The organism is Serinibacter arcticus (assembly GCF_003121705.1).
Taxonomy (GTDB): domain Bacteria; phylum Actinomycetota; class Actinomycetes; order Actinomycetales; family Beutenbergiaceae; genus Litorihabitans.
In genome coordinates this window covers 1759071-1778149 of record NZ_PYHR01000002.1, presented here as the reverse complement: position 1 = coordinate 1778149, position 19079 = coordinate 1759071, and the positions used below count along the sequence as shown (strand labels likewise).

Annotated in this window: 13 protein-coding genes; 9 read left to right on the top strand and 4 right to left on the bottom strand. The window is 73.0% G+C overall.

Annotated elements, in window-relative coordinates:
- The first annotated feature begins 47 nt into the window (after positions 1–47).
- Together C8046_RS08185 and C8046_RS08180 are read left to right on the top strand one after the other, a co-directional pair.
- Positions 48–971, top strand: a complete 924-nt coding sequence (locus tag C8046_RS08185; RefSeq protein WP_235866235.1) for an ABC transporter permease — start codon at positions 48–50, stop codon at positions 969–971.
- On the top strand, positions 968–1975 hold the full coding sequence (locus C8046_RS08180; protein WP_109229014.1) for a carbohydrate ABC transporter permease: 1008 nt from the start codon (positions 968–970) through the stop codon (positions 1973–1975). The genes C8046_RS08185 and C8046_RS08180 overlap by 4 nt, the downstream gene beginning before the upstream one ends.
- A 33-nt stretch (positions 1976–2008) precedes the next feature.
- Here C8046_RS08180 and C8046_RS08175 read toward each other — a convergent pair whose 3' ends face one another.
- A complete protein-coding gene (locus C8046_RS08175; RefSeq protein WP_109229013.1) occupies positions 2009–3022 on the bottom strand; it encodes a LacI family DNA-binding transcriptional regulator in 1014 nt (337 codons plus the stop codon).
- Between the two features lie 184 nt (positions 3023–3206).
- Here C8046_RS08175 and C8046_RS08170 point away from each other — a divergent pair, with 184 nt between their 5' ends.
- The 5 genes from C8046_RS08170 to C8046_RS08150 are packed head-to-tail and all read left to right on the top strand — an operon-like array spanning position 3207 to position 13159.
- The gene (locus C8046_RS08170; RefSeq protein WP_109229012.1) at positions 3207–5294 is read left to right on the top strand and encodes a beta-galactosidase; all 2088 of its coding nucleotides are present in this window, start codon (positions 3207–3209) and stop codon (positions 5292–5294) included.
- A complete protein-coding gene (gene yicI, locus C8046_RS08165; RefSeq protein ID WP_109229011.1) occupies positions 5291–7570 on the top strand; it encodes an alpha-xylosidase in 2280 nt (759 codons plus the stop codon). Before C8046_RS08170 ends, yicI begins: the two co-directional genes overlap by 4 nt.
- Complete coding sequence (locus C8046_RS08160; protein WP_146197102.1) at positions 7567–9138, top strand: glycoside hydrolase family 43 protein; 1572 nt, start codon at positions 7567–7569, stop codon at positions 9136–9138. The genes yicI and C8046_RS08160 overlap by 4 nt, the downstream gene beginning before the upstream one ends.
- Positions 9135–11561 carry a glycosyl hydrolase family 95 catalytic domain-containing protein gene (locus C8046_RS08155; RefSeq protein ID WP_158277169.1) on the top strand — a complete coding sequence of 809 codons (2427 nt, stop codon included), beginning with the start codon at positions 9135–9137 and terminating at the stop codon, positions 11559–11561. The genes C8046_RS08160 and C8046_RS08155 overlap by 4 nt, the downstream gene beginning before the upstream one ends.
- Entirely contained in the window at positions 11558–13159 is a 1602-nt protein-coding gene (locus C8046_RS08150; protein WP_109229008.1) for a glycoside hydrolase family 43 protein, read from the top strand. Before C8046_RS08155 ends, C8046_RS08150 begins: the two co-directional genes overlap by 4 nt.
- Before the next feature lie 13 nt (positions 13160–13172).
- On the opposite strand, the gene C8046_RS08145 is transcribed toward C8046_RS08150, so the two are convergent.
- On the bottom strand, positions 13173–13430 hold the full coding sequence (locus C8046_RS08145) for a DUF3072 domain-containing protein (protein WP_109229007.1): 258 nt from the start codon (positions 13428–13430) through the stop codon (positions 13173–13175).
- Between the two features lie 115 nt (positions 13431–13545).
- Between C8046_RS08145 and C8046_RS08140 the strand changes: the two genes are divergently transcribed.
- On the top strand, positions 13546–15021 hold the full coding sequence (locus C8046_RS08140) for a GH1 family beta-glucosidase (RefSeq protein ID WP_109229006.1): 1476 nt from the start codon (positions 13546–13548) through the stop codon (positions 15019–15021).
- A gap of 187 nt (positions 15022–15208) precedes the next feature.
- Positions 15209–17020, top strand: coding sequence for a DNA helicase RecQ (gene recQ, locus C8046_RS08135; protein ID WP_109229005.1), 1812 nt, complete (start codon positions 15209–15211; stop codon positions 17018–17020).
- A gap of 40 nt (positions 17021–17060) precedes the next feature.
- Here the strand turns inward: recQ and C8046_RS18075 are convergent, their stop codons facing one another.
- On the bottom strand, positions 17061–17519 hold the full coding sequence (locus C8046_RS18075) for a hypothetical protein (RefSeq protein ID WP_146197101.1): 459 nt from the start codon (positions 17517–17519) through the stop codon (positions 17061–17063).
- A 560-nt stretch (positions 17520–18079) separates the two neighbouring features.
- Positions 18080–18925: an aldo/keto reductase gene (locus C8046_RS08120; protein ID WP_109229002.1), complete on the bottom strand. Its 846-nt coding sequence runs from the start codon at positions 18923–18925 to the stop codon at positions 18080–18082.
- Between the last annotated feature and the right edge of the window lie 154 nt (positions 18926–19079).

The following is a 19079-nucleotide window of genomic DNA, read 5'->3' as shown; positions in this document are numbered from 1 at the left end:
GCAGTGGTCGCGGTCGCCGGGAGAAGCAGCCGACGCACCACAACGGTGTGCCGATCAACCGGATCACGTGGCGTGATCGTCTGCGTCGGGACAAGACGCTCCTGGTGATGACGCTGCCGGCGGTGGGACTGCTGGTGCTGTTCGCCTACGTCCCGATGCTCGGGAACGTCATCGCGTGGCAGGACTACTCGCCCTACGTCGGGATCGCGAACAGCCCGTTCGTGGGGTGGGACAACTTCGTGCGGGTGTTCAACAACCCGCAGTTCCTGCACGCCGTCGGAAACACCCTGCTGATCACGGGCTTCCAGCTCGTGTTCTTCTTCCCGATCCCGATCATCTTGGCGCTGCTGCTCAACAGCGTGATCACGCCGGCGCTCCGCACGACGATCCAGTCGATCATCTACCTGCCCCACTTCTTCTCCTGGGTGCTGGTGGTGACGATCTTCCAGCAGATCTTCGGCGGGGCGGGGCTGGTCAACAGGCTGCTGGCCCAGGCCGGGTTCACCGGGTTCGACCTGATGACCAACCCGGACACGTTCCTGGTGCTCATCACCTCGCAGGCGGTCTGGAAGGACGCCGGCTGGGGAATCATCATCTTCCTCGCGGCGCTGGCGACCGTCGACCCGGCGCACTACGAGGCCTCGGCCATGGACGGTGCCGGTCGGATGCGGCGGATGTGGCACATCACGCTGCCCGCGATCCGGCCGACGATCATCCTGCTGCTGATCCTTCGGCTCGGCGACGCGCTGACCGTCGGGTTCGAGCAGCTGATCCTGCAGCGCGGGGCGGTGGGGCCGGGGGTGGCCGAGGTCATCGACACCTACGTCTACTACCAGGGTGTCGTCAACGGCGACTGGGCCTTCGCGGCGGCCGCCGGTCTGGTGAAGGGCCTGGTCTCCCTGGCCCTGGTGCTGGGTGCCAACAAGCTCGCGCACGTGTTCGGTGAGGACGGGGTGTACCGCAAATCATGAGTATCCAGACCGATGCCGGTCAGGGGCCGCTGGGCCGTCCTGACGCCGTCCCCGTCCCCGTCCCCGAGCGGGACGCCCGCCCCACCCCGCCGCCCCAGCGGCGGATCAACAAGCACCGCAACGCGTGGGAGGGCAAGCCCTCCCCGCTGGGACAGGGCGTCAAGGCGCTCGTCCTGACGATCGTCGTCCTCATCGTCGTGGTGCCGCTCTACACGGTGGTCCTGACGTCGTTCTCGACGACTGCGGACGTCAACCGCTCGGGCGGGATGGTCCTGATCCCGGGTGACCTGACGATCGCGGCCTACCAGCAGATCCTGTCGGGCGGGATCGTGACGCGGGCCGCCGGCGTGAGCGTGTTCGTCACCGCGGTGGGAACCGTGCTGTCGACGTTCGTCTCGGTCCTGGCCGCCTACGGCCTGTCGCGGCCGAGCTCGCTGGGCCACCGTCCGATCCTGTTCGTCTTCCTCGTCACGATGTTCTTCGGCGCCGGGATGATCCCGACCTACCTGCTCGTGAGCAACCTGGGGCTGATCGACAACCTGTGGGCGCTCATCCTGCCGGGGGCGGTGTCGGCCTTCAACGTGCTGATCCTGCGCTCGTTCTTCATGGGGATCGACCCGGCCATCACCGAGGCGGCGCGGATCGACGGCGCCGGCGACTGGCGGATCCTGGGCCGGATCATCATGCCGATGTCGACGGCCGTGACCGCGGTCGTCGCTCTCTTCTACGGGGTCGGCTACTTCAACGCCTTCTTCAACGCGATGCTCTACATCAACGACAACACGCTCTGGCCGCTGCAGCTCGTGCTGCGCTCCTACGTGCTGCAGGGGGTGACGCTGCCCGGCAGCGGCACCGGCCAGGTCGACGTCGCCACCGGCGCCGTCACCGGGCTGCCGGTCAAGATGGCGATCATGGTCCTCGCGCTGATCCCGATCCTGCTCGTGTACCCGTTCGTCCAGCGTCACTTCACCAAGGGCGTCATCTTCGGCGCCGTCAAGGGGTAGACGGCGAGGGAGACCTCGTCGGGTCGCCGGCGCTCACGCGCCGGTGACCACCTCGACCTCGTGCACGCTGCCCCGCTCGGTCAGTCGCGGGCTCACCAGCCGAACCTCGCCCCGGGAGGGGTCCTTCATCAGACCTGTGAGCATCTCGACGGCGATCTGGCCGATCGACTCGGCCGGGATGTCGACGCTCGTCACGGGCGACGGCAGCGAGACGGCGACGTTCTCGGGGCACACCGCCACCACCGACACCTGGTCGGGCACACCACGTCCACGCATCTGGAAACGGGAGATCACATGAGGCAGCGCCACCTCGTTGTGCACGACGAGCCCCGTCACGTCCGGCATCATCGCCAGGATCCGGTCGACGGAGGCGACGGCGCCAGCGGCGGACGCCGCGGTGGGCAGCACGAGGTAGGCGGCGCCGGCGGCCTCGCAGGCGCCGACGAACCCTCGCGTCATGCGCTCGGCGTAGGACGTGTGACGGCTCACCACCTCGGCGGGGCTGCCGATCAGGGCGATCGACCGGTGACCCGCGGCGACGAGGCGACGGACCGCGACGGCACCCGCCTGGGCGAAGTCGAGGTCGACGCACGAGAGGCCGTGCGGGTCGGTCGGGAGACCGATGAGGACGGCGGGCTGGCGGAGGTTCTGCAGCGCCGGCAGTCGCGCGTCGTCGTCCTCGACGTCCATCACCACGAGGGCGTCGACCATCGAGGAGCTCGTGACGCGGGCGACCGAGCCCTCGTCCTGGGTCAGGAGCAGCACGTCGTACCCGCTCCGGCTCGCGCCGGTGACCACGCCGGCCACGAACTGCATGATGACGTTGACGTCGACGCCGGTGCGCAGCGGCGCCATCAGGCCGATGACGTCCGTGCGGGCCGAGGCGAGCGCCCTGGCGCCGGCGTGCGGGCGGTACCCGAGCTCCTCGATCGCCTTCTCGATCCGGCGACGGGTGTCGGCGGAGATGGGGCGCTTGCCCGACAGCGCGTAGCTCACGGTCGACTGCGAGACCCCCGCGCGCCGCGCCACGTCCTCGATCGTCGCCACGACTGCTCCCCTCGTCAGCAACGCCCGGTGGGCGTCGTCCGGAGGGCTACGCTAGTCGATGATGTTCGACGCGGCAGATCGACCCGCCATCCCCACCGCCCGGCGGTAAACCACGCCACCCCTCCGTCGCCGTCGACCGCCGGTGGTCGAACCGCTTCGATTGCTGTTGCCCGAGAGGTTCTCGATGTCTGACCGTCCCGAGCAGCGCCGGTCCTGGCCGCTGCCCGCCCTCGCGTTCGGGGGCGACTACAACCCCGAGCAGTGGGACCGCGAGGTCTGGCGCGAGGACGTCGACCTCATGCAGCAGGCGGGCGTCACGCTGGTGACGGTCGGGGTCTTCTCGTGGTCGCGCCTGGAACCCGAGCCCGGCCGGTACGAGCTCGACTGGCTGCGCGAGGTGCTGGACCTGCTGCACGCGGGCGGCATCGCCGTCGACCTCGCGACGCCGACGGCCTCGCCGCCGCCCTGGCTGGGCGCGCTCCACCCGGAGACGCTGCCGGTCACGGCCGACGGCGTGCGCCTGACGTACGGCTCGCGCAACCAGTTCAGCGCCTCATCGCCGGTCTACCGCGAGGCCGCCCTGGCGATCACGCGCGCCGTGGTCGACGCCTTCCACGACCACCCCGCGGTGGTGCTCTGGCACGTCGGCAACGAGCTCGGCCAGGTCGACCACTCCGACCTCGCGGCGGCGTCGTTCCGGCGCTGGCTGGCGGGGCGATACGGCTCGATCGAGGCGCTCAACGAGGCCTGGGCGACCAGCGTGTGGTCGCAGGGCTACCGCAGCTTCGAGGAGGTGCTGCCGCCGCGCGCGGCGCCGTACCACCGCAACCCGACGCAGGCGCTGGACTTCCGCCGCTTCAGCTCCGACGAGCTCCGCGACGTCTACCGCGAGCAGCGTGCGGTGATCCGGGAGCACGACACCGAGCGCGCCGTCACCACGAACTTCATGGGGTTCTTCGCGCTGGCCGACTACGCCACCTGGGCCGACGACGTCGACGTGATCGCCGACGACGCCTACCCCGACCCCGCCGACCCCCGCGCCCTCACGGACGCCGCCCTCACCCAGGACCTCATGCGCTCGCTGGGCGGCGGGGCGCCGTGGCTGCTGCTGGAGTCCGCGGCGAGCGGCGTCAGCTGGCGGGCGCACAACCTCACCAAGTCGCCCGCCCGCTCGCGCCTGGAGTCGCTGCAGGCCGTGGCGCACGGGGCGGACGGCATCTGCTTCTTCCAGTGGCGGCAGGCACGCTCGGGTCCGGAGCGCTTCCACTCGGCGCTGCTGCCCACCGCCGGCCCCGACACGGCCGTGCACGCGGGGGTGCGCCGGCTCGGCGCGGACCTCGCCCGGCTGGCCCCGGTCGTCGGGACCCGGTCGACGGCGGAGGTCGCGCTGGTCTGGGACTGGCCCTCGTGGTGGGCCGCGACCGCCGAGGCGATGCCCACCGACCGCCTCGACCCGCTCGCGACCCTCCGCGCCTGGCACCGGGTGCTGTGGGACGCGCGCGTGGCGGTCGACGTCGTGAGCCCGACGGCGGACCTCGCGTCCTACCGCGCGGTGCTCGCCCCGTCGACCTACGTCGTCGACCCCGCGGTCGCGCAGACCTGGCGCACCTACGTCGAGGACGGTGGCCACCTCGTCGTCGGGCCGTTCTCCGGCGTCGCCGACCCGCTCACGCACCTGCACCTCGGACGCACGCCCGCCCTGGTCGGCGACGTGCTGGGTGCCGGCGTCGAGGAGCATGTCCCGCTGCCCGACGGCGGCCTGCCCGCGCGGTGGGCGGACGGCCGCGAGACCCGCGTGCACGACTACCTGGGCCACGCCCGTGCCGACGACGCCGAGGTGCTGCTCGCGCTGGCCGGCGACGAGGCGCTGCCGGGCCTGGGGAACCTGGCGGGCTCCGCCGTCGTCACGCGCCGCACGTCCGGGAGCGGGACCGGGAGCGCGCGCCTCGTGGCCGGGGTGCTACCGCCCGAGGACCTCGCCGAGGTGCTGCACGGCGCGCTGGCGGAGGCGGGGGTGCGCCCGCCGCTGCCCGACGCGCCCGCGGGCGTCGAGGTGACACGACGCGGCGACGTGCTCTTCGTGCTCAACCACACGGGTGCCGAGGTGCTGCTGGCACCGGGCGCTCTCGCGGACGCCCTCGGCCTGACCGGCCCGGCCACCCTCACCGACCTGCTCGCCGACCCCACGACCCCCCGACAGATCTCGACCACCCCGGACGTCCCGGTGCCGCTCGCGGCCGACGACGTCCTCGTCCTGATGGAGACACGATGAAGTTCACCGACGGCTACTGGCAGCTGCGCCCCGGCGTCGAGGTCCTGCGCCCCCGCGACGTCGAGGACGTCGTCGCGGACGGCGACGACCTGCTCGTCTACGCCCCGACCGTGCCGATCGGCTCGCGCGGCGACACCCTCAACCGGCCGCTCGTCACGGTGCGGCTCACCTCCCCCCTGCCCGACGTCGTCGGGGTGCGGATCTCCCACCACCTGGGCGGGATCGACCGCGGCCCGCACTTCCCGATAGTGTCGGCCGACCACGGCGTCGAGATCACGTTGCCCGAGGCGCCGGGCAAGGGTCCGGCGACCCTGACCGCCGGCCGTCTCACGGCCCGCGTCGCCACCGACGGGCCCTGGGGCCTCGAGCTCGTGGCCCCCGACGGTCGCGTCCTGACCTCCTCCACGCCCCAGAGCGTCGGGGTCATCAGCACCCCCGAGGGGCCGTTCGTGCGCGAGCAGCTGACGATGGGCGTGGCCGAGACGATCTACGGCCTGGGGGAGCGGTTCGGCACGTTCGCCAAGAACGGCCAGAGCGTCGACATCTGGAACGAGGACGGCGGCACCGCCTCCGAGCAGGCCTACAAGAACGTGCCGTTCTACCTCTCGGACGCGGGCTACGGACTGTTCGTCGCCCACCCCGAGCGGGTCTCGTTCGAGATCGGCACCGAGGTCGTCTCGCGCTCGCAGTTCTCCGTCGCGGGGGCGGAGCTGCAGTACTACGTCATCTACGGCGACACCCCGAAGGAGATCCTCGAGCGCTACACGGAGCTCACCGGCCGACCGGCCAGGGTGCCCGCGTGGAGCTACGGGCTGTGGCTGTCGACGTCGTTCACCACCAGCTACAGCGAGGAGACGGTCACCTCGTTCGTCGACGGGATGGCCGAGCGCGACCTGCCGCTGTCGGTGTTCCACTTCGACTGCTTCTGGATGCGCCAGTTCCACTGGAGCGACTTCCTGTGGGACCCGGAGATGTTCCCCGACCCCGCCGGCATGCTCGCGCGGCTGAAGGCCAAGGGTCTGCGCATCTGCGTGTGGATCAACCCCTACATCGCCCAGCGCTCCTACCTGTTCGAGGAGGGCCGCGCGCTCGGCTTCCTCGTCACTCGCGCCGACGGCAGCGTCTGGCAGTGGGACAAGTGGCAGGCCGGCATGGCGCTCGTCGACTTCACCAACCCCGAGGCGGTGGCCTGGTACCAGGGCAAGCTCCGCGCGCTGCTCGACGACGGCGTGGACTGCTTCAAGACGGACTTCGGCGAGCGCATCCCCACCGACGTCGTCTGGCACGACGGCAGCGACCCCCAGCGGATGCACAACTACTACACGCAGCTCTACAACGAGGTGGTCTTCGACCTGCTCGTGCAGGAGCGGGGCGAGGGCGAGGCGGTGCTGTTCGCGCGCTCCGCGACCGCCGGCGGCCAGCAGTACCCGGTCCACTGGGGCGGCGACTGCGAGTCGACCTTCGTGGCGATGGCGGAGTCCCTGCGGGGCGGCCTCTCGCTGGGGATGAGCGGCTTCGGGTTCTGGAGCCACGACATCGGCGGCTTCGAGGGCACGCCCGACCCGGCCGTCTTCAAGCGGTGGGTGGCCTTCGGGTTGCTGTCGTCGCACTCGCGGCTGCACGGCTCGAACTCCTACCGGGTGCCGTGGGCGTTCGACGACGAGGCCGTCGACGTCACCCGCGACTTCACCCGCCTCAAGCTGAGCCTCATGCCCTACCTCGGGGCGGCGGGCGAGACCGCGAGCCGCACCGGCGTCCCGGTGATGCGGGCGATGGCGCTGGAGTTCCCCGGCGACCGCGGCGTCGCCGGGCTCGGCACGCAGTACATGCTCGGTGACTCCCTCCTCGTCGCCCCCGTGTTCTCGGCCGAGCCGGGGTGCGAGGTCTACCTGCCGCGGGGCACCTGGACCCACCTGCTCTCGGGCGAGCGGGTCGAGGGGCACGGCTGGCGTCGCGAGGAGCACGGCTTCGACTCGCTGCCGCTCTACGTGCGCCCGGGCACGGTGCTGCCGGTCGGCGCGGTCCACGACCGGCCGGAGTACGACTGGGCCGACGGCGTCACGCTGCGCCTGTTCGAGATCCCCGACGGCTACGACGCGACGACCACGGTGCCCGGCGGCACCGGGGCACCCGCGTCCTACCGCGTGGTGCGCGACGGCGAGACGGTCCGCGTGAGCAGCACCGACGCGACCGGCGCGTGGTCGGTGGCGCTCGGCGCGCTCGGCGAGCCGGTGGGCGACGCTCGCGGCGCCGGCGAGGTGGTGATCGCCCTGTGACCACACCGGTCTCGGTAGCGATGGACGAGCTCGCGTGGAGCGGTGCGACCAACCCGGTGCTCCCCGGCTTCCACCCGGATCCCTCGGTCTGCCGGGTGGACGAGGACGGCGACGCGTGGTTCTACCTGGTGACGTCGACCTTCGAGTACCTGCCCGGCCTGCCGGTGCACCGTTCGCGCGACCTGGTGAGCTGGGAGCTCGTGGGGCACGTCGTCACCGATCAGATCGACTTCGCCGGGATCGGTGACTCGGGCGGTCTGTACGCGCCCACGATCAGGCACGACGGCGATCGGTTCCTCGTGGTCTGCGAGCTCGTGGGCGGTCCGGAGGGCGCTCGCGGCAACTTCATCGTCACGGCGCCGGAGGCGGCCGGTCCGTGGTCGGCGCCGGTGTGGTGGCCCGAGGCCACCGGCGGGGACCTCTCGCTGCTGATCGACGGCGATCGCATCTGGGCTCACGGCGCTCGTCAGACGAAGCGGCAGGACTGGAACGGCCAGGGGGAGGTGTGGGTGCGCGAGGTGGATCCTCGGACCCTCGCGCTCATCGGCCCCGAGTCCGTCGTGTTCACGAGCGCCGTCCACGGTGGCATCTGGACCGAGGGGCCCCATCTGTACCGTCGCGGGGAGTTCGTCCACCTCGTGGCGGCCGAGGGCGGGACGGGACGCGACCACGCCGTCGTCACCGGTCGCGCCTCGAGGCCGACGGACGTCTTCACCGTGAACGCCAACAATCCCGTGCTGACGCATCGACACCTCGGTCCGGGGGCGGCGGTGGTCAACGTGGGGCACGCCGACCTCGTCGAGGCGCCGGACGGCACGTGGTGGGCCGTGGTGCTGGCCTCGCGACTCGTCGACGGCGTCGACCTGCTCGGTCGGGAGACCTTCCTCGTCAGGGCCGACTGGGTCGACGACCACCTTGTGCTCGCTCCCGGTACCGGAACGCTCGTGCCGGAGCCGGGTGGGCCCGCAGCATCGACGGACGGGTCGCAGCCGGCGGACCGGGCCCAGGAGGAACCCTGGGTCGCCGTCCGGCGCCTGCCCGGCGAGGTGGTGACGCCCGACGAGGACGGCGTCGCCCTTCGCCTCGCGGCGGGTGCGGGGCCGGCGTCCCCGACACCGGCCTTCGTGGGCCGGCGCCTGCTCGCACCGTGCTCGACGATCACGCTCGAGCTGTCCGCGCCGGTGGGTGACGTCACGGAGGTCGGGCTGGTGGTGAGGCAGTCCTCCACCCAGTGGCTGACGGCCGCCCTGCGCCCCCCGGTCTCCGAGCACGACGGGGGGCTGCTGGTGGTCACCCGATGCGTCGACGGCGTCCCGCAGGACGTGGCCACGCTCGCCGGGCCCGGGGCGGGAATCGTCCGGATCGGCATCCGAGGACGGTCCGCCGAGGTCTCCTGGGAGGGGGAGACCGGCGCGCGGGTCGTGGCCCAGGTCGACGTCGGGCACCTCTCGACGACGGTCTCCCACGGCTTCGTCGGCGTGGTGGTCGGACCGTACGCCGTCGGGAGCGGCGAGGTCGGCGTGCGGTCGCTGCGCCAGGCGCCCCTGCTGCACCCGGGCGTGGCGTGAGCCGCGACGGACGACCCCTGACGGACGCCGTCGACTCGACCGCGCTCGTCATCACGGTGGGGGAGGCCCGCGCCTGGACCGACGGGCTCCCGGTCGGCAACGGCCGGATCGGCGCGATGTGCTTCGGCACGGCCCGCGACGCGCGCTGGCAGGTCAACGACTCGACGTGCTGGTCGGGGGCGCCGGGTGACACCGAGGTTCCCGCGGACGGGCCGGCGCTGCTGGCCACGGCGCGTTCCGCTCTCGAGCGCGGGGACGTCGCGGCCGCCGAGGCGGCCGTGGCCGGGCTCCAGAGCGGTCACTCGCAGGCCTACCAGCCGCTGGTGGACCTCGTGCTGGAGGTCGACGGCGGGAGTGACGGCGCCGGGTCCGACGGCGAGGCGCTCCGCCACCTGGACCTCCGTCGCGCCGAGGTACGGCAGGAGTGGGGCGGCGGCAGCGGGGTGACGATCGCCAGCGCCCCGGCGCAGGCCCTCGTGGGCGAGCGGCGCTGGGCGGACGCGGCCGACGCCGTCGTGCGCCTTCAGACCCCGCACCCGGGGGCCGAGGTCCACGCGAGCGACGCTGGACTGACGCTCGCCGTGCGGCTGCCCCACGACGTCGTGCCCTGGCGGCCCGGAGATCCGGGCGGGCCGCGCTACGGCGGACCCTCGGTCACCGCCGTCGCGGCCGTGCGCGTCCTCACGGACGGCGCGGCCCGCGTGGCCGACGGCGCGCTCCACCTCGAGGCCGCGACCTGGGTCCGCCTCGTGCTGACGACGGCGACCGACGCCTTCCCCGACCCGGCCACCGACGGCGCGCGGCCGGCCCTGCACGGCGACCGCGACCACCTGCGGGCGCTCGCGGACGTGACCGCCGGGGCCGCCGCAGACCGGTCGCTCGCCGACCTCCTGGCCGAGCACCGCGCCGGCCACGGGGAGCTGTTCGACCGCGTCGACCTCGTGCTCGGGGCGCCGTCGGGGGTGGCGTCCGGAACGACGCCGCGGACCACGGCCGACGCGCTCACCGACCTGCGGGAGAACGGTGGTGACGACACCGCCCTCGTGACGCTCGCGTTCCAGCTCGGCCGCTACCTGACGATCGCGGGGTCGCGCCCCGGCACGCAGGCGCTGAACCTGCAGGGCATCTGGAACCACGAGACGAGCCCGCCGTGGAGCTCCAACTACACGACCAACATCAACACGCCCATGAACTACTGGCCGGCGCTGGTCACCGACCTCGCGGAGTGCCGGCGGCCGCTGCTCGAGTGGCTCGAACGGGTCCAGGTGACCGGGAGCCGCGTCGCGCGCGAGCTCTACGGCGCGCCGGGGTGGGTGCTGCACCACAACAGCGATCCGTGGGGCTTCGCCGCCCCGGTCGGGCACGGGCAGGACAGCCCGTCGTGGTCGTTCTGGCCGCTCGGGGGAGCGTGGCTGGCGCGGATGCTGCTCGACGAGCGCGAGGTCCTCGGCGACGAGGCCTCGCTGGTGCGCGCCTGGCCGGTGGTCCGGGGGGCGCTGGACTTCGTTCTCTGGTGGGTGCAGGCCCGTGAGGATGGCGCCGTCGTCACGTCGCCGTCGACCAGTCCCGAGAACACGTGGCTCGAGGCGGACGGCCAGGAGCGGTCGCTCTCGCGGACCACGACCAGCGACGTCGAGCTGGTCCGCGACCTGCTCGACGGCGTGCTCCGGTACGCGGCCGACGTCGCCGACCCGGGGCGGCTCGCCCGCGCGGCCGACCTGCTCGGCCGGCTCCCTGCTCCCCGGGTGCTGCCCGACGGGCGCGTGGCGGAGTGGTCGGGCGACGAGGTCGACGCCGACCCCCGGCACCGGCACCAGAGCCACCTGATCGGTGTCTTCCCCGGCAGCAGCCTGACCCGGGCGACACCCGACCTGCTCGCCGCGGCGCGGACCAGCCTGCTGGCACGGGGCGAGGAGAGCACCGGCTGGTCCCTGGCCTGGCGGCTCGCGCTGTGGGCCCGGCTCGGTGACGCCGAGCGAGTTTCGGCGATGGTGCGCCGGTTCCTGCGCCCGGTGGACCACGCGGCCGGCGGCGTCCTGCCCTCGGGCCCGCACGACGGCGGCGTCCACCGCAGCCTGCTCTGCGCCCACCCGCCGTTCCAGATCGACGGGAACTTCGGCTTCACGGCGGGCGTCGTCGAGGCGCTGCTGCAGTCGCACGAGCGCACGCCCGACGGCGAGGTGCTCCTCCACCTGCTCCCCGCCTGCCCGTGGGGCGAGGGGCGGGTCAGAGGTCTGCGGGCGCGCGGCGGGCTCGTGGTCGACGTCGCGTGGTGGGCGGACGGGGTGACGGCGCGGGTCCGGGTCGACGGTGTCGCCTCGATCAACCGGGTCGTCGTCGAGCACGACGGCGAGCGCCGGCTCCTGGAGCTGACCGCGGGCAAGGCCCACGAGATGACGTTCCCGAGCGGGGCGGCGTCGTGACCGGCATCGTCAACCCCGTCCTTCCCGGCTGCCACCCCGACCCGTCCGTGTGCCGCGTGGGCGAGGACTACTACCTCGTGACCTCGTCGTTCGGGTACCACCCGGGCCTTCCCCTGCACCGCAGCCGCGACCTGCGCACCTGGGAGCTCGTCGGCCACGTCCTCGAGGGCGACAGCTGGCTGGACCTGGACGGTCTGGCCCTGTCCGACGGGATCTGGGCGCCGACGATCCGGTGGCACGCCGGGACTTTCGTCGTCGTCGTCACCGTCGCGAAGAACCGCAGCGGCGCGACGTCGTACGTCACGCGCGCCACCGATCCCGCGGGGCCGTGGAGCCCACCCCTGGTGCTCGACGCTGCCGGCATCGACCCCGACCTGTTCGTGGACGACGACGGCCGAGCCTGGCTGTCCGCCGCGCGCGACTCGACGACGTCGGGTCGCGGCCCCGGTGAGATCTGGATGCGGGAGCTCGACCTGGAGCGGCTCGAGCTGGTCGGGCCCGAGCACGTGCTGTGGCACGGGGCCGTCGCGGGCGCCTGGATCGAGGCCCCGCACGTCTACCGCAAGGACGGCCGCTACCTGCTGATCGGCGCCGAGGGAGGCACCGGTCGCGACCACGCCGTCACCGCGGCCACCGCCGACGTCGTCACCGGGCCGTACCGGACCGACCCGCGCAGCCCGCTGCTCACCCACCGGCACCTGGGGGAGGGGGAATCGCTCGTCCAGTGCGTCGGGCACGCCGATCTGGTGGAGTCCGCCTCCGGGGAGCTGTGGGCGCTCGTGCTCGGCACCCGACCGCTGGCCGGGCACCACACGCTCGGACGCGAGACCTTCCTCGTGCCGGCACGGTGGGACGAGCGCGGGCCCGTCCTCGCCCCCGGCGTCGGCCGGGTGGAGGGGGTGGCCGACGGCGCACCGCGCGCCGGCGGGCGGCCGCCCGCCTGGATCTCTCTGCGCGGACCCGTGGCGGGGCGGGTCGAGCCCGACGACGGCGCTCCGGACGCGGTCGCCGTGACGCTGGCGCCGTCGCCCGTGAGCCTGCGGGAGCGCGGCGTCCCGGCCTTCCTCGGCGTCCGGCAGGACGCACACGAGTTCGCCCTCTCCGGCCGGATCGACACCACCGACCTGGCCCGGCGGTCCGTCGCGCTCGTCGCCCTGCAGGACGAGGCGGCGCACGTCGTCGTGCGGGTCCGGAGCTGCGCCGACGGTCCGGTGGTCGAGGCGGTGCAGACGCTCGCCGGCGCCACCCGCGTGCTGGCCGGGCTTCCTCTGACGGAGGAGAAGGTGGACCTCGGGATCCGCTCGGACGGGTACCGCTACGAGCTGCTGGCGGCACCCGTCCGGGCCGCGGCGGACCGGTCGGTGGCGGATGCCGAGCCCGACTGGCAGGTCCTCGCCGCGGTCCCGCACCACGAGCTCAGCTCCGAGGTGAGCGACTCGTTCGTCGGCGTCGTGCTCGGGGTGGTCGTCGAGGGCGCTGCCGGAGGTCCGCCCGCCACGGTGACCCGGGTGCGCTACGGCACGTGGGACGGCCCGGACACGAGCACGAGACTCGCGACGACACCGGCGAGGGAGGCCACCGATGTCGGTCAGGTCTGACGACCCACCGGGATCAGCTCTTGCCGCGCCCGGTCTTCTCCTGGAGGCGGTCGATGTGCTCGGAGGCCTCGGCCTTGGTCAGGTCCGCGGAGATCTCCTCGCCGGCCTCGCGGGCCAGGGTGTCGAGGTAGCTGCGCTGGGAGTCGGTGATCGGCTCGTCGCCGGTCACCCAGTCGCTGGGGTCCTTCTCGAGCGACGGGTTCTCGACGGGCTCGGACGAGCCGAGGGTCTCGGAGGTCTGCGGGGTCTCGGGCGTGCTGTTCTCGGTCATGTGGCGACGCTACGCCCGAGGACCGACATCCTGACGAAGCAGTTCCCACCCGACCGTCCCCGAGACCCCGCATCCCATCCGTCACCATGAGCACCGACGCCCAGGAGGCCTCCGCATGAACCAGACCACCACCTCCGACCACGACAAGGACCTGACCGTGACGCACGAGACCGGCCCCCGCACGTTCGACGGCTTCACGCTCGGCTCCGCCACGGCCGCGTACCAGATCGAGGGGGGAGCGGCCGAGGGCGGCCGCACGCCGTCGATCTGGGACACCTACTCCCACACGCCGGGCGTGACGGAGTTCGGCCACACGGGCGACGTCGCCGACGACCACTTCCACCGCTGGCCCGAGGACGTCGAGCACATCGCGGCGCTCGGCCTCGACGCCTACCGGCTGTCGATCTCCTGGTCGCGCGTCCAGCCCGGCGGGACCGGCCCGCTCAACCCCGAGGGCGTCCGCTTCTACGTCGACCTCCTCGACGCGCTGAACGCAGCCGGCGTCGATCCCGTCGTCACGCTCTACCACTGGGACCTGCCGCAGGAGCTGGAGGACGCCGGCGGCTGGCCCGTGCGCGCGACGGCGGAGGCCTTCGCCACCTACGCCCGCCTGATGGCGATCGAGCTGGGCGACCGCGTCCACACCTGGACGACGCTCAACGAGCCGTGGTGCAGCTCCTACCTGGGCTACGCCTCCGGCGTGCACGCGCCCGGGCGCACCGAGCCGGCCGCCGCGCTGGCAGCCGTCCACCACCTCAACCTCGCCCACGGCCTCGCCGTCCGGGCGATCCGCGACGTGCTGCCGCAGGCGCGGGTCTCGGTGACGCTGAACTTCCACGTCGTGCGGCCGCAGGACCCGTCGTCCGCGGCCGACCTCGACGCGGTCGACCAGATCGACGCGCTCGCCAACGGGGCGTTCACCGGGCCGATGCTCGAGGGCGCCTACCCCGAGCGCCTGGCCGGGGACACCGCGGGAATCACGGACTGGTCGTTCGTCCAGGAGGGCGATCTGGAGGCGATCCACCAGCCGCTGACGGTTCTCGGCGTGAACTACTACTCCACCACGATGGTGCGTCACTCCCCGGTGGGGGACACGTCCTCGGACAACTCCGGTCACCGGGAGTCGGCCCACACCCCGTGGGTCGGGGCCGACCGCGTCGCGTTCGTGCGCGAGCCTGGCCCGTACACGGCGATGGGCTGGAACATCGACGCCGGCGCCCTGACCGACCTGCTCGTCGACCTCACGCGCCGCTACCCCGCGCTGCCGACGATGGTCACCGAGAACGGGGCGGCGTTCGAGGACGAGGTCTCCGCGGACGGTCGCGTGCACGATCCGCGGCGCGTGTCCTACCTGCACGACCACGTCGCCGCCGTCGACGCGGCCCGCGAGGCCGGCGCGGACGTGCGCGGGTACTTCGCGTGGTCGTTGCTGGACAACTTCGAGTGGGCGTGGGGCTACGAGCGCCGGTTCGGGATCATCCGCGTCGACTACTCGACCCTCGAGCGCACCTGGAAGGACTCCGCCCACTGGTACCGGCGTCTCATCGCGACGCGCGAGCTGCCGGGGCTGGACGAGGCCGACCCGGCCTGACTCCACCCCATCCGTTCGCGAGGCCTTTCGTGCCCATCGCGAGGCCGTTCGGGTGCGGTCGCGAGGCCTTTTGTGCGCGACGGCGACACCAAGGGCCTCGCGACCGCACCCGAAGGGCCTCGCGACCGCACCCGAAGGGCCTCGCGACCGGGCGGCGGGGGCACCCAGCCCGCCTAGGCTGGCTGTCATGACGACCGCAGCGCTCGACGTCCTTGAGCGCACCTTCGGCTACCCGGCCTTCCGCGGCCAGCAGGCCGAGATCGTCGACCACGTGGTGACCGGCGGCGACGCCCTCGTGCTGATGCCGACGGGTGGCGGCAAGTCGCTCTGCTACCAGGTGCCCGCGCTCGTGCGCGAGGGCACCGGCGTCGTGATCTCACCGCTGATCGCCCTCATGCAGGACCAGGTCGACGCGCTCACCGCCGTCGGGGCCCGGGCCGGGTTCCTCAACTCGACCCAGACATCGGCGGAGCGCTCCGCCGTCGAGCGCGCCTTCCTCGCGGGGGAGCTGGACCTGCTGTACCTCGCGCCGGAGCGGCTCGGGACGCCGTCGGCCGTGGAGCTGCTGGACCGCGGGATGGTCGCGCTGTTCGCGATCGACGAGGCGCACTGCGTGGCGCAGTGGGGGCACGACTTCCGGCCCGACTACCTGCGGCTGTCCGTGCTGCACGAGCGGTGGCCCGACGTCCCGCGCGTCGCGCTGACCGCCACGGCCACCGACGCGACCCGGCGCGAGATCGTCGAGCGCCTCGACCTCGGCGAGGCGAGGCAGTTCGTCTCGAGCTTCGACCGCCCGAACATCACCTACCGGATCGAGCCGAAGAGCTCGCCGGTCCAGCAGCTGATCCAGCTCATCCGGACCGAGCACGACGGCGATGCGGGCATCGCGTACTGCCTCTCCCGGGCGTCGGTCGAGAAGACGGCGGCAGCCCTGGTGGCCGCCGGGATCCCGGCGCTGCCGTACCACGCGGGCCTCGACGCCGGCGTGCGAGCCGCGAACCAGTCGCGGTTCCTGCGCGAGGACGGGATCGTGATGGTCGCGACCATCGCGTTCGGGATGGGGATCGACAAGCCGGACGTCCGGTTCGTCGCGCACCTCGACCTGCCCAAGAGCGTCGAGGGCTACTACCAGGAGACCGGTCGCGCGGGGCGGGACGGGCTGCCGTCGACGGCGTGGCTCGCCTACGGGCTGCAGGACGTGGTGCAGCAGCGCCGCATGATCGAGGGCTCGGACGGCGACCTGGCGCACCGCCGCAACCTCTCGGCGCACCTCGACGCGATGCTTGCGCTCTGCGAGACGATCGAGTGCCGCCGGGTGCGGCTGCTGGCGTACTTCGGCCAGGAGTCCACCGCCTGCGGGAACTGCGACACGTGCCTGTCGCCGCCGCAGTCGTGGGACGGGACCGTGGCCGCCCAGAAGCTGCTCTCGACCGTGGTCCGGCTGGAGCGCGAGCGCAACCAGCGCTTCGGAGCCGGGCACCACATCGACATCCTGCTCGGCCGGTCCAACGACCGCGTGGTCAAGGGGAGGCACGACCAGCTCAGCACGTGGGGCATCGGCACCGAGCTGAGCGACGCCGAGTGGCGTGGTGTCGTGCGGCAGCTGCTCGCGCAGGGGCTGCTCGCCGTCCAGGGCGAGTACGGGACGCTCGCCGTCACCGACGCCGCGGCGGACGTGCTGGGCGGGCGCCGCGAGGTGCACCTGCGCACCGAGGTCGCGCGGCCGGGCCGGACGAGAGCCGCGCGCAAGGCCGTCGCATCCGCCGACCTCGCGTCGGGCGACGTGCCGCTGTTCGAGGCGCTGCGCGCCTGGCGGGCGGGTGTCGCCAAGGAGCAGGGAGTACCTGCCTACATCGTGTTCGGCGACGCCACGCTGCGGAGCATCGCGACGGCGAGGCCGACCTCGCTGGACGGGCTCGGCCAGGTCTCGGGCGTGGGGGAGAAGAAGCTGGAGTCCTACGGCGAGGCGGTGCTCGCCGTCGTCGGCCAGCAGGGCTGATCGCCGGGGCCGGTCGGGCGGCTCAGCCGGGCCGGGCCCGTCAGGCGGGCGACCGGACCCAGGCGAGGATGCGCTTCTTGTCCGCCGCCGGGAGGAGGCGCGCGGGGTACCCCCGGACCTTCGCCGACGCGAGGTCCAGCGCGATGCCCGGGCTGGCCTTCTCGAGAGACGCGAGCAGGCGCGGGAAGTCCTCGATGCTGCCGGCGGCCTCGACCTCCCCCGCGATGGTGGGGTCGTCGTGGTGCTCGTAGGCCGTCACGGTCCCGGGCCTGGTCGTCTCGGTGCCGAGCATCGTGGTCCACCGCGTCGTCCTGGTCATGGAGACCGAGAAGGACGAGCTCCTCCCCGGGAGGTCGCGCAGCGACAGGACAACGCGGAGCTCGCCGGGAACCTCGATCGCGATCTCCCACCGCGCCAGGGGCAGGTCCAGCCCCGAGGGACTCGGCCCACGAGCGCGCCGGCGTCGCAGGCTCGCGTCGCAGCCGGTCCAGCGCCGCATCGGCGAGCGGTCCCGCTGCGGGCGAGTCGGTCAGGAGCGTGGCGAGGTGGAGCAGCCCCTCCGCCTCGTTCGGGGTCAGGCCGTCGACGAGCGGTTCGAGGCTCGTCGCGGCGTCGGCCCCCCGAGCGGCGACGGCGGCATCGGTGCTGGCGGCGGCGAGGATCACCGCCGCCACCGCGTACCGGTTCTCGACGAGCCCCCCGACGCCGGGAGAGGTGTCGGCGGCGTCCTCGCGGTAGATCGTGCGCACGCTCCCACCGATGACGTCGACGACGGCGGGGGTGAGGATGCGGCCCACGCGTGACGCCTCGGCCCTGGTGCCCGGGGCCCGCGCGTAGCTCTCGAGCACGTCGGCCGCCCTGGTCAGCGCCTTCGCGTCGGGGTGGTCGAGGGCGGCGGTACGCAGGTCGTCGGCGATCGATCGCATGGTCTCGACCGTAGCCGGGCGGAGTCCGCGGGGGCGGTTCGGATGTCCACGGCGGACGACGGACGACGGACGACGGACTGCGGACGACGGACCCCGGACGACGGCGAGATGGTGCTCGCCGTCGTCATCCGTCTCAGCCCAGCCGGTGGGTGCTCAGCCGGCGCACCATCTCGGGGTCGTCGTGGTCGAAGAACTGCGAGCCGCCCTCGTCGAGCGTCGCGATCCTGGCCATGTCGGCGTCGCTGAGGACGAAGTCGAACACGTCGAGGTTCTGCGCCATGCGCTCGGGGCTGACGGTCTTGGGGATGGCGACGACGCCGCGCTGCAGGAGCCACCGCAGCACGACCTGGGCGACAGACTTCCCGTGGGCCGCCCCGATCTCGGTGAGGTGAGGATTGGCGAACATCCCGTTCCGCCCCTCGGCGAACGGGCCCCACGACTCGATCTGCACCCCCTCGCTCCGGAGCAGCTCGTGGTACTCGGTGCGCTGGTGGAACGGGTTCGTCTCGATCTGGTTGACGGCGGGCACGACCTCGTTGTTGAGCGCGAGGTCCAGGAGGCGGGCGGCCGAGAAGTTCGAGACGCCGATCGCCCGGGCCCGGCCCTGCGCGTGGATCTTCTCCATCGCGCGCCACTCGGAGTAGTAGTCGCCGAACGGCTGGTGGATCAGGTAGAGGTCGACGTGGTCGAGGCCGAGCTTGGTCAGCGAGGCGTCGAAGGCACGGAGGGTGTGCTCCTCGCCGGCGTCCTGGACCCACAGCGTGGTCGTGACGAACAGCTCCTCGCGCGGGACGCCCGACGCCGCGATCGCCGCGCCGACGGCCTCCTCGTTGCCGTAGGCCGCGGCCGTGTCCAGGAGGCGGTAGCCCGCGTCGAGCGCGGCTGCCACGGCGGCGTGGGTCTCCTCGGGGCCGACCTGGTAGACGCCGAAGCCGAGGATCGGCATCGTGACGCCGTTGTTGAGGGTGACGTGATCCATGGGGTTGGTCCTTTCGTCGGTGGGTGCGTGCCCCGGGGGCGCTGCGCACCACCTCACTCCCTCGCGACCCCGCGAGGACGGGGCGGCCGTTCCGGGTACTGCCAGGCCCCCACAGGAGAGCGGCCCGGTCGGCCCGACGAGACCGGCCCGGCCA